11 protein-coding genes are annotated in these 10,182 nt (G+C 60.8%); 5 read left to right on the forward strand and 6 right to left on the reverse strand.

From position 1 onward, the window contains the following. Positions 1-134: 134 nt before the first annotated feature. Together AACZ55_RS13805 and AACZ55_RS13810 are read left to right on the forward strand one after the other, a co-directional pair. Positions 135-962: a bifunctional allantoicase/(S)-ureidoglycine aminohydrolase gene (locus AACZ55_RS13805; RefSeq protein ID WP_339646995.1), complete on the forward strand. Its 828-nt coding sequence runs from the start codon at positions 135-137 to the stop codon at positions 960-962. Beyond that, positions 959-1,459, forward strand: a complete 501-nt coding sequence (locus AACZ55_RS13810; protein WP_339646997.1) for an ureidoglycolate lyase — start codon at positions 959-961, stop codon at positions 1,457-1,459. The genes AACZ55_RS13805 and AACZ55_RS13810 overlap by 4 nt, the downstream gene beginning before the upstream one ends. A gap of 132 nt (positions 1,460-1,591) precedes the next feature. On the opposite strand, the gene AACZ55_RS13815 is transcribed toward AACZ55_RS13810, so the two are convergent. From AACZ55_RS13815 to AACZ55_RS13825, 3 genes are all read right to left on the reverse strand, one after another. Next, entirely contained in the window at positions 1,592-2,380 is a 789-nt protein-coding gene (locus AACZ55_RS13815; protein WP_339646999.1) for a molybdopterin-binding protein, read from the reverse strand. Next, positions 2,377-3,216, reverse strand: coding sequence for a cytochrome b/b6 domain-containing protein (locus AACZ55_RS13820; protein WP_339647001.1), 840 nt, complete (start codon positions 3,214-3,216; stop codon positions 2,377-2,379). Before AACZ55_RS13820 ends, AACZ55_RS13815 begins: the two co-directional genes overlap by 4 nt. 73 nt (positions 3,217-3,289) lie before the next feature. Then, positions 3,290-3,658 (reverse strand): hypothetical protein, encoded by a 369-nt coding sequence (locus AACZ55_RS13825; protein WP_339647003.1) that lies wholly within the window; start codon positions 3,656-3,658, stop codon positions 3,290-3,292. A 172-nt stretch (positions 3,659-3,830) separates the two neighbouring features. Here AACZ55_RS13825 and AACZ55_RS13830 point away from each other — a divergent pair, with 172 nt between their 5' ends. The 3 genes from AACZ55_RS13830 (at position 3,831) to AACZ55_RS13840 (ending at position 6,798) form a co-directional block, all read left to right on the forward strand. Beyond that, complete coding sequence (locus AACZ55_RS13830) at positions 3,831-4,367, forward strand: sigma-70 family RNA polymerase sigma factor (RefSeq protein ID WP_338609657.1); 537 nt, start codon at positions 3,831-3,833, stop codon at positions 4,365-4,367. Beyond that, complete coding sequence (locus AACZ55_RS13835; RefSeq protein WP_339647006.1) at positions 4,364-5,005, forward strand: DUF1109 domain-containing protein; 642 nt, start codon at positions 4,364-4,366, stop codon at positions 5,003-5,005. Before AACZ55_RS13830 ends, AACZ55_RS13835 begins: the two co-directional genes overlap by 4 nt. Before the next feature lie 179 nt (positions 5,006-5,184). Then, the gene (locus tag AACZ55_RS13840; protein ID WP_339647009.1) at positions 5,185-6,798 is read left to right on the forward strand and encodes a 5'-nucleotidase C-terminal domain-containing protein; all 1,614 of its coding nucleotides are present in this window, start codon (positions 5,185-5,187) and stop codon (positions 6,796-6,798) included. A 143-nt stretch (positions 6,799-6,941) separates the two neighbouring features. Here the strand turns inward: AACZ55_RS13840 and AACZ55_RS13845 are convergent, their stop codons facing one another. The 3 genes from AACZ55_RS13845 to AACZ55_RS13855 all read right to left on the reverse strand — a co-directional run bounded on the left by AACZ55_RS13845 (position 6,942) and on the right by AACZ55_RS13855 (position 10,069). Next, positions 6,942-7,988, reverse strand: coding sequence for a Gfo/Idh/MocA family oxidoreductase (locus tag AACZ55_RS13845; protein WP_338609654.1), 1,047 nt, complete (start codon positions 7,986-7,988; stop codon positions 6,942-6,944). Positions 7,989-8,033: 45 nt separating this feature from the next. Beyond that, positions 8,034-8,819, reverse strand: coding sequence for a ThuA domain-containing protein (locus tag AACZ55_RS13850; RefSeq protein WP_339647011.1), 786 nt, complete (start codon positions 8,817-8,819; stop codon positions 8,034-8,036). Between the two features lie 254 nt (positions 8,820-9,073). After that, a complete protein-coding gene (locus AACZ55_RS13855) occupies positions 9,074-10,069 on the reverse strand; it encodes an ABC transporter substrate-binding protein (RefSeq protein ID WP_339647013.1) in 996 nt (331 codons plus the stop codon). Positions 10,070-10,182 lie beyond the last annotated feature (113 nt).

Consider the following 10,182-nt stretch of genomic DNA (forward strand, 5'->3'; position numbering starts at 1 on the left):
AGGATGACGATGGGGTGGGGCGGATGGTGGTGATGAAGCCGAGCACCGCACAAGTTTCTCTCCTCGCCCATATTGCCAAATCGCGCCCGGCGCTGTCAGTCTGATCATCCCGATTGACCGACAAGCGTTTTTTGATGACCGATCGCCCCTATGCTTCCGCCCCCGGCGGGCTGCCGCCCCAGACCCAGCTTCTCAGCGACCGTGCGGTGTTTACCGATGCCTATGCGGTGATCCCCAGGGGCGTAATGGCTGATATCGTGACGAGTTATCTGCCCTTCTGGGACAAGACGCGGCTGTGGGTGATTTCGCGCCCGCTTTCGGGTTTTGCCGAAACATTTTCCCAATACATCATGGAGGTCGCGCCCGGCGGCGGCAGCGACAGGCCCGAGCCTGACGCTGAGGCCGAAGGTGTCCTGTTCGTTACCGCCGGCGAAATTTCATTATCGCTGGCCGCAACCACCTACACCTTGGCCCCCGGTGGCTATGCCTATATCCCGCCGGCAGCCGAATGGACCCTGCGCTGCACCGGCGCCGAACCCGCCCGCTTCCATTGGATACGCAAGAGATACGAAAAGGTCGAAGGACTCGACACGCCAACCGCTTTTGTCTCTTCCGATCAGGAAATAGAACCCATCCCCATGCCGGGAACCGAGGGCAAATGGGCAACCACGCGCTTTGTCGAGCCCACCGATCTGCGCCACGACATGCACGTCAATATCGTCACCCTTCAGCCCGGCGCCGTCATTCCATTTGCCGAAACCCACGTGATGGAACATGGGCTTTATGTACTTGAGGGAAAGGCGGTCTATCGGCTCAATCAGGATTGGGTGGAGGTGGAAGCGGGCGATTACATGTGGTTGCGCGCCTTTTGCCCGCAGGCCTGTTACGCCGGCGGACCGGGCCCATTCCGCTATCTGCTCTATAAGGACGTCAACCGGCACATGAAACTGGGCCGGCCATGACCACAACGATCATTGCCGCACCGCTGACCAGGGAGGCGTTCGCCCCGTTCGGGCAGGTCATGACCACCGAGGGTGCTCGCCACTTTTCCATCAACAACGGCATGACAGAGCGTTTCGACGACCTCGCCACTGTCGAAATCGGTGGAGAGAACGGGCGCCCGCTGATCTCGATCTTTCGCGGCAAGCCCTATGAGTTGCCGTTGCGTCTGACGCTCGTCGAACGGCACCCGCTGGGCTCGCAGGCCTTCATGCCGCTCCACCCCCGCCCCTTTCTGGTGATCGTCGCCCCCGACGAAAACGGCGTCCCCGGCACGCCGCTGGCGTTCCTTACCGAACCCGGAGTTGGGATCAACATTGGACGCAACATCTGGCACGGCGTGTTGACCACGCTTGAGCAAGAAGGCGATTTCCTCGTTGTCGATCGCGGCGGCGATGGCGACAATCTGCAAGAGCACGTCTTTGAGGTGCCCTTTACGGTCAAGCTCGACCAGCCCTAGAGCGTGTCCAGCAAAAGCATGTCCTCGACGCGATCGGGGATGGAAACGGTTTTGCGGTTCGGACACGCGACAAAACAAGGGTTTAGAGCCAAGGATTTGAGTCACTCAAATCCTTGGCTCTAATCGGACGATCTATATCCCTGCATACCAATCATAGCCGTGATCGGCCCAATAGCTGCCCTTTCCGCGATGCAACTGGCTGAAATCGTCGACAAGTTCGATGCGGCGCAGATATTTGGCCATCTTGTAGCCAAGCTGGCGCTCGATCCGCACCCGCACCGGGGCGCCATTGCGCACCGGGAGAGCGGCATCGTTCATGCCATAGGCGAGGATCGTCTGAGGATGGCGCGCATCGATCAGCCCGACGCTTTCGTAATAGGGTGAGGCCGAAAGCCCACCCCCGTAATTGTCGTAGCAGTGAAAGACGCAATAGCGCGCATTGGCCGTGGGGCGCACCTCGTCGAGGATCGTTGCCAGCGGCACGCCGGTCCATTTGGCGATACAGCTCCAGCCCTCCACGCAATCGTGCCGGGTGATCTGGGTGCGTGCGGGCATGTTGCGCAACTGATCGAGCGAATACGATTGCGGGGTTTCGACAAGTCCGTCGACCACCAGTTGGTAATCGGCAAAATCGTTGTCGCGCAACGCGACATAATCGGCCTCCTGGGGATCGGTCGTCCCGTTGGGACGCATACCCTGGCGGATTTCGCTTTCGGCAAATTCCTTGGCCAGCGCCTGATCGCCCAACAGCAGCCTTTGGGCGGCAAGGGTCAGATCATTGGCCGAGGCGAGCGTGTCGCGCACCGGATGGCCTGGGCGCAAAAGGGAATCGAACTGATCGCATCCGGCCAGCGTCACCCCGGCAATGCCGGCCGCCGACGCGGTAAGGAACTTTCGCCGCTGCATTGAAAAACGCTTCATTTCTCTCCCTCCGTTTCGGGATCGATCCTGTACTTGCCGGTTATCATCGAGCGCATCGTATTGAGCGGCCCGGCCAAGAGCACCATGGCAATATGGACGATGAAGAACCCGACCAGCAGAGCCATGGTAATGAAATGGATGGTGCGCGCCGTCTGCCGCCCGCCAAAGATTTCGATGAGCCAGGGCCAGGCCGAGTTCATGCCCGGCGACATCGACAGCCCGGTCAGAACGATCAGCGGAAACAGGATCAGCAGCACGATGCCGTAGCTGAGCTTTTGCAGCACGTTGTAGCGCCGCGTGTGGTGGAATTTAAGGCGCGCATGGGCGGCAACATCGGACGGCAGCGACCTGATATCGGTGGCCGTCGGAATGATGTCGCGACGCAGATGCCCGTTGATGAGGCTGGCAACGAACCAGATGAACATGGTTCCAACCAGGAGCCAGCCGAAAAAGAAGTGAACGACACGGCCCGTGCCCAGATCCTGATAGGAGGGAATGGTCGCCCATGCGGGAAAGCCGCGCACGCGCTCCTGACCTTCCGGCCCGGAATAGCCGAAAATGCCGGTGGTATCGAATTGATGCCCGAAGATCGTCGTGATCCCCGAAATCGAGCCGTCCGGATTGCGAATGGCCCCCATGGACAGGATCGAATTGGAAAATTCGAACCCCGATTGCTGCCCGATATAAAGGCGCGGATGCGCGTTGAAGATCTGCAGCCCGGTGAGCAGCAGGAAAAACAGGCAGATCACCCACACCCAATGGGTGAGCCGCGTCCAGATGGACTGGCGCTTGATGACCTGGCTGCCGGTCGTTCCCGGGCGTAACGCATCGGACATATTGCCCTCCCTTTGTCGGAATGCCCGCCCCGGGGGCACCAGCCGTCCGGGGCGAAGCGATAATAGAGCAGGCTTACTGCTGAGGCGCCATAGCGTCACCTGCCATAGCATCGCCAGCCATCGGATCGGCATCCATGTGCTCGCCATTGTGGACCATATGACACGCCTCTTCGGCCGTCGCGGCCACTTGCGCGAATGTGATCGCCTGAGCCTGCTCGATGCAAAGCGCAAGATCCTCGTCGGACATCATCGGGGCCATGGAATCCATGGCCATCGAATCGCTGGCCATCGAGTCACTGGCCATGCTGTCGCCCGCCATTGCGTCTCCAGCCATTGCGTCTCCTGCCATTGCGTCTCCTGCCATTGCGTCTTGGGCTTGAATTGCGGTGATCGGCAGGGCCAATGCAAGAAATGCGGCAGCAAATATGGTTTTGTTGAACATCGTGTAGTCTCCCTTGGGGTTGCGACCGCAGCTCATGGATACGGTACGTGCTCAACATTCGTTTGCGGTTCAGCGCCGGTTACATCCTCACGAAATCGTGTTCCCAACTCGATTATTTCGCGGCCCCGCTGTAACGTTTGTCCGGCGTTGGACGAATAGGAGCCTGATGCATATGGATTCACTCGAAACGCGGCTCCACGCGCTCGTGCTGTCGTCTCTCGAGGGCGACAAGCCGGCCTATCGGCAGCTTCTTGTCGAATTGACCCATTATCTGCGCATCTATTTTGGCAGGCGGCTGGCTCCGACCCACGCGGCCCATGTCGAGGATCTGATTCAGGAGACACTTTTGGCCGTGCACACAAGACGTCTGACCTACGACGTAGCGCGGCCCTTCACCGCCTGGGTGCACGCCATTGCCCATTACAAACTCGTCGATCATCTGCGCCGCCATTCCATCCGCCCAACCGTACCGCTCGATGATGAGATGACCGGAGGCGCGCCGGCCGGAGAACTGGCCGCCCACGATCTCGAAAGGGTGCTTGGCACCCTGCCCGAGCGCACTTCGACCCTGATCCGCAAGGTCAAGGTCGAAGGGTCTTCGGTGGCCGAAGCCGCATCGGCCCATGGCATCAGCGAGGGCGCGGCAAAAATCGCCATCCATCGGGGCTTGAAAGCGCTCATGGCGCGTTTTGCGGGAGACAGACGATGACCAATCCCGATCTCATTGACCGCCTTGTCGACGATTTGCGCCCAACACCACGAGGCGCGCTGCGCTGGATGCTGGTGGGCGCCGTGACCGCCGGCATCATGATCGCAGCAGCCATTATGGTGCCGTCGATCGGTCTGCGCGCCGACATCCTGACGGCGCCGGGCACCGCCATGTTCTGGATCAAGCTCGGCTATACCAGCGTGCTTGCCCTGTTGGGGCTTACAGCGGCCATGGCGCTGTCGCGCCCGGAGAAAAGCAGTTGGTCGGGCCTGTGGGCCGTCGGCGGCGTGTTCCTCCTCACCCTTGCGGGCGGTCTCTGGCAGTGGGGCAATGCGTCCGAAGCGATAAGGCCCGTTCTGGCCTTTGGTGGCACGGCACTGGTGTGCCCGTTCTTCATAATCGCCTTCTCTGCCCCCGTACTCACCATCATGCTGGCAGCAATGCGGCGCCTGGCCCCGGCCAACCCCACATTGGCCGGGTTGGCTGCCGGACTGGCCTCCGGTGGCGCGGGGGCGTCGGTCTATGCGTTCCATTGCGGTGAAAACGGGCTGCTGTTTCTCGCCCTGTGGTACTCGGTGGGGGTGGGACTGGTCGCGCTGTCTGGCGCGCTGCTGGGACGGACGCTCCTGCGGTGGTAAGGCGCCTGTGACAGGATCGTCATAAATTGACCACCCGGTCAAACTTTTGCTTTCCCTCTCCGGGCAAACGTGTTTGACTTTGCTCCCATGTGCACAACTTCGGCGCTGTAACACGACCGTCGCAAAGGCATGGAATAGAGGCGTGGTAAGCGTCTCGATGACAAAGGGAACAAGGGATCATGAAACATCTGTTGCTCGGCGCCTCCGCGCTGGCACTGACCGTTGGCCTTACCGGCCCCGTCAGTGCGCAGGAAGGCGAATTCACGCTAAACATCCTCCATCTCAACGATTTCCACTCGCGCTTCGGCCCGATCACCAGTTCGGATTCGAACTGCGACGCGGAAACGGACGCCGCCGGTGAGTGCTTTGGTGGCATCGCCCGCGTCAAGACTGCGATCGAAGACAAGCGCGCCGAACTCGAAGGCGAAAACGTCGTCCTGCTCGACGCCGGCGACTGGTTCCAGGGTTCGTTGTTCTACACCCAGTATCGCAGCGAGATCGTCTCGGAATTCTCCAATGGCCTGGGGATCGACCTTATGGCCGTCGGCAATCACGAGTTCGACGATGGACCTGAAGAACTGGCCGCTCTGCTCGACGCCATCGAGTACCCGCTGATTTCCGGCAACACCAATGTCGAAAACGAGCCGCTTCTCGAAGGCCGTCTTCCGGGCACCCATGTCATGGAGATCGGCGGCGAACAGGTCGGGTTCATTTCGGCGCTCGCCGAAGACACCGATGAAACCTCCTCACCCGGCGACAATGTCGAGTTCGAAGACGTCATCGACAGCCTCACCGCACAGGCCGAAGCCCTGACCGCCGAAGGCATCAACAAGATCATCGCGCTGACCCATGTGGGCTTTGCCCAGGATCAGGAAATCGCATCCAATGTCCCCGGTGTTGACGTGGTCGTGGGCGGTCACTCGCACACACTGCTCTCCAACACCGACGAAGGCGCCGCAGGCGGCTATCCGACCATGATCAACGGGGTCGACGGCAATGAAGTGCCGGTCGTCACTGCCTATTCCTATGGCAAGTACCTGGGCGATCTCACCGTCACCTTCGATGCCGAAGGCAATGTGACCTCGGCCGAGGGCGACCCGATCCTCATCGACGCTTCGGTTGAGCCCTATGAGGAATACGTTACCCGCCTCGCCGAGCTCGAAGAGCCGCTCCAGGAGCTGATGGCCGAAGTGATCGGCACGACGACGGCACCGATCGAAGGCAGCCGCGAAGTTTGCCGTGTCGAAGAATGTTCGATGGGCAACCTCGTCGCTGACTCCATTCTCGATGCAGCGTCCGGTAGCGGAGCCACGATCGCCATCCAGAACGGCGGCGGCCTGCGTTCTTCGATCGATGCCGGCGAGATCACCATGGGCGAAGTGCTGACGGTCCTGCCCTTCTCCAACACGCTGGCCACCGTCGAAATCTCGGGTGCCGATGTGATCGACGCGCTTGAAAACGGTGTCTCCGACATCGAAAACGGCGCTGGCCGCTTCCCGCAGGTTGCCGGGCTGCAATATTCCTACACCCTGGCCAACTCGGTTGGCGAACGCATCAGCGACGTGATGGTCGATGAAGGCGGGGAATGGGTGCCAATCGATGAAGACGCCACCTACACCATCGTCACCAACAATTACATGCGTGGCGGCGGCGACGGATACGGCACCTTTGCCGAAGGCGACAACCCCTACGATTTCGGCCCGCCACTCGAGCAGGTTCTGGCCGATTACATCGCGGCACAGGGCGGTGAATACACCCCCTACACCGACGGTCGCATCACGATCATCGAATAAGCAAAAGGCTTATCCATCATGCACAAAGGGCGCGTCCAGTGGACGCGCCCTTTCCTTTTCCGGAGCCGCTCGGCATGCGTATGGCCATGCCCTGACCTTCTGCGCGTCCCCGGCTATCGCCGGGATGCAATCGGAGAGGGGATTTACCCGACTACGATCTCCTTGCGCTCCTGATCGGAAACGAACCCCAGATCGAGCACCTTTTGCATGTCCGCCGCATAGCGGAAGCTCGGATCGCCATTGACGCCCGAATGAACGGCCTCGACGAAACGGTGATAATTGGTCGGCACCGGCTCGACCGGCACCTCCTGCCAGTGGGCGATTTCCGCATCCTCGCCCGCACACATCTGCAGCGAGGACCCGTTCATGCCATGCTGGACTTCCAGCCCGCCCTTGTCCCCATAGGCCCGCAGGCGAAGCGTATTGAGATACCCCGAGGCCCAGCGCGTCGCATGGACCACACCGAGCGCGCCCGAGCCGAATTCGAGGCTCATGGTGAAGCTGTCATTGGCATCGAGAACATAGTCCCCGATCCGCCCATCCGGATCCTTGTCGAAGGCCTTGAGCCGACAGAACATCGAGGCAACCGGGGCGTTGATGCCGAAGGACGCGAAATCGAGGATATGAATGCCGATGTCGCCCAGCGTGCCGTTCGAACCGTGCCCGGTCGAGAGCCGCCACAGCCATGTCGGATCTGTCCGCCAGTCGCCCCAGGCCTTTGAGACCAGCCAGCTTTGCAGATAGCTGGCCTCCACATGCTTGATCTCGCCGATGGCACCCTCATCGACCAACTGCCGGAATTTCTGCAATTCGGCGACGTTGCGATAAGTGAGGTTGACCATATTGACCAGTCCGGCCGCCTCGGCAGCGTCGGCCATGCCCTCGGCATGCCCGTAATGGGTGGCCAGAGGCTTTTCGCAAAACACATGCTTGCCCGCCGCGATCGCCTTCATCGAGGTTTCGAAGTGGAACCGGTCGGGCGTCACATTGGCGATCGAATCGAACTGCCCCCAATCGAGGGCCTCGTCGAGCGAGGTGAAGGTGCGCGGAATGTCGTAGCTCTGGGCGAAGCGCTGGGCGCGCTCGGCATCGAGATCGACTGCTCCGACGATGTCCACACCATCGATGGCGCCAAAATGCGCCGCATGGCTGGAGGCCATATTGCCCGTGCCAAGGATCACAAGACGCATGCTGCGCTCCCGCGATAGAGGTTTAAATGAAAGGTCTGGCGCTCCCTAGCGGAAGCCTTCTTCACCTGTCTTGTGCAACTTGCCGCCGCGCTCCTCGATCTTTTCGAGCGCCTTGTCCACCGGCACGTTTGGTGCATCGTGAACGGCCACATACCGCCCTTGCGGGTTGTGCGCCCATCTGACCGCATTGCGCAAAACCTTGCCCACAGTCGCATCGTGATAGGTGGGGTAGGTTTCGTGCCCGGGCCGGAAGTAAAAGATATTGCCGGCCCCGCGCCGATAGGTCAGCCCCGAACGGAACACCTCCCCGCCCTGGAACCAGGAGATGAAAACGGTTTCGAGCGGTTCGGGCACCGAGAACGGTTCACCGTACATTTCCTCGTTTTCCAGCTCGAAATATTCACCGAGTCCTTCGGCAATCGGATGGCGCGGATTGACGACCCACAGCCGCTCGCGCTCGCCCGCCTCACGCCATTTGAGCGCGCAGGGCGTGCCCATCAACCGTTTGAAGATCTTGGAAAAATGCGCCGAGTGCAAAAGGATCAGCCCCATGCCCTCCCAGACGCGCTTTGCCACACGCTCGACGATGGCATCATCGACATCCCCATGCGCCGCATGACCCCACCACAACAGAACATCGGTATCGGCCAGAACGGCGTCGGTCAGCCCATGCTCGGGGTCCTGCAGCACCACGGTATCGGCCGAGATGCCGGCGTCCTCGGCCAGCAATCTGGCGATCTGGGCGTGCATGCCCTCGGGGTAGAGTTCGGCCACCACGTCGCTTTTCTGCTCGTGAACATTCTCGCCCCAGACGAGCGCCTTGATCGTCATTGTCCATCACTCCTGTCGCGGCCCTGCCGCGAGCCAAAACGTTTTGGATTTTCATATGCGCCGAAGCGCCACCACCCCGGGCACTTCGTTCGCACTGTCTCTTGATGATTACCGCGCGCCCACATCCCTGCGCGGCCCCAACCTTGTTTCCGCTCTATCGTGTTTGCAGGTCGATTTGGAGAGGCAAAATGCAACAAGCGAATAAAAAAAGAGGCGGAAGGTTCCGCCTCTTTGATCCGAACCGATAGGCGCCGCTATTCGATGGCGTCGGTGACAACCGTCGTATAGGCGCCTTCGGGCTCTTCGGTGATCGCCGGATTGTCCGGGGAGACCGCCGAGAGCAGCGTTGCGACGGTCTGGTCGTAAGCTTCGACATCGAGGGCCGGCGTGTCCCCGACAAGCGCTGCCGCCTCGTTGACCTGATAGACCTGGCTCTCCAGCGTCAGGGCACCCGACATGTCATTGTTGATGACGATCTCGGCGGCTTCCTCGGGATTGGCCGCGGCATATTCCCAGCCCGCCATCGAGGCTTCGACAAATGCCGCCATCGCCTCGACGAACTCGGGATCTTCAAGCCGGTCTTCCATGACATAAAGACCATCTTCGAGCATGCCCACGCCTTCATCGGCGAAGTTGAACAGCGTCAGGCTGTCCTCGGGAATGCCCGCATCGAGCACCTGCTTGTACTCGTTGTAGCGCATGACCGAAATACAGTCCGCCTGGTTCTGGAGCAACGGATCGGCCGAAAACGCCTGCCGCAGCACTTCGACCCCGTCATCCCCGCCATCGGTCGACAGCCCGAGCTGGGCCATCCAGGCGTAGAACGGATATTCATTGCCAAAGAACCATACGCCCAGCGTCTTGCCGGGGAAATCGGCGGTGGATTCCACCCCGCTTTCTTCCGAACAGACCATTTCGAGCGCCGTGGTGGCGAAGGGCTGGGCAATATTGACCAGCGGCACGCCGCGTTCGCGCGCAGCAAGACCCGCCGCCATCCATGTGGTGATGACATCGGCACCGCCGCCGGCAATCACCTGCTCGGGGGCAATGTCGGGGCCGCCGGGATTGATGGTGACGTCGAGACCGGCGTCTTCGTAATAGCCCATATCCTTGGCCACCAGATAACCGGCGAACTGGCCCTGATTGACCCATTTGAGCTGGAAGGTCACCGGATAGAGATCCTGGGCGAAGGCCGGGCTGGCCGACGCCAGAAGCATTCCGGCCAGGGTCGCGATTTTAAGAGCTTTCATGATGTTCCCCTTGCTTTTCGATGGCTGCCCGGCGCCATGCCGGACACAAACCATCCCTTGTCTCCCCGCCCCCCGCGTTTGCCGCGCGGCGAACGGAATGGTTTCGTCCCTAG

The sequence above is a fragment of the uncultured Pelagibacterium sp. genome, from assembly GCF_963972885.1.
GTDB lineage: Bacteria > Pseudomonadota > Alphaproteobacteria > Rhizobiales > Devosiaceae > Pelagibacterium > Pelagibacterium nitratireducens.

Excerpts from the sequence above, each read along its gene's own strand:
- AACZ55_RS13805 (WP_339646995.1), top strand. The coding sequence starts at position 135 with ATGACCGATCGCCCCTATGCTTCCGCCCCCGGCGGGCTGCCGCCCCAG.
- AACZ55_RS13810 (WP_339646997.1), top strand. The coding sequence starts at position 959 with ATGACCACAACGATCATTGCCGCACCGCTGACCAGGGAGGCGTTCGCC.
- AACZ55_RS13815 (WP_339646999.1), bottom strand. The coding sequence starts at position 2,380 with ATGAAGCGTTTTTCAATGCAGCGGCGAAAGTTCCTTACCGCGTCGGCG.
- AACZ55_RS13820 (WP_339647001.1), bottom strand. The coding sequence starts at position 3,216 with ATGTCCGATGCGTTACGCCCGGGAACGACCGGCAGCCAGGTCATCAAG.
- AACZ55_RS13825 (WP_339647003.1), bottom strand. The coding sequence starts at position 3,658 with ATGTTCAACAAAACCATATTTGCTGCCGCATTTCTTGCATTGGCCCTG.
- AACZ55_RS13830 (WP_338609657.1), top strand. The coding sequence starts at position 3,831 with ATGGATTCACTCGAAACGCGGCTCCACGCGCTCGTGCTGTCGTCTCTC.
- AACZ55_RS13835 (WP_339647006.1), top strand. The coding sequence starts at position 4,364 with ATGACCAATCCCGATCTCATTGACCGCCTTGTCGACGATTTGCGCCCA.
- AACZ55_RS13840 (WP_339647009.1), top strand. The coding sequence starts at position 5,185 with ATGAAACATCTGTTGCTCGGCGCCTCCGCGCTGGCACTGACCGTTGGC.
- AACZ55_RS13845 (WP_338609654.1), bottom strand. The coding sequence starts at position 7,988 with ATGCGTCTTGTGATCCTTGGCACGGGCAATATGGCCTCCAGCCATGCG.
- AACZ55_RS13850 (WP_339647011.1), bottom strand. The coding sequence starts at position 8,819 with ATGACGATCAAGGCGCTCGTCTGGGGCGAGAATGTTCACGAGCAGAAA.
- AACZ55_RS13855 (WP_339647013.1), bottom strand. The coding sequence starts at position 10,069 with ATGAAAGCTCTTAAAATCGCGACCCTGGCCGGAATGCTTCTGGCGTCG.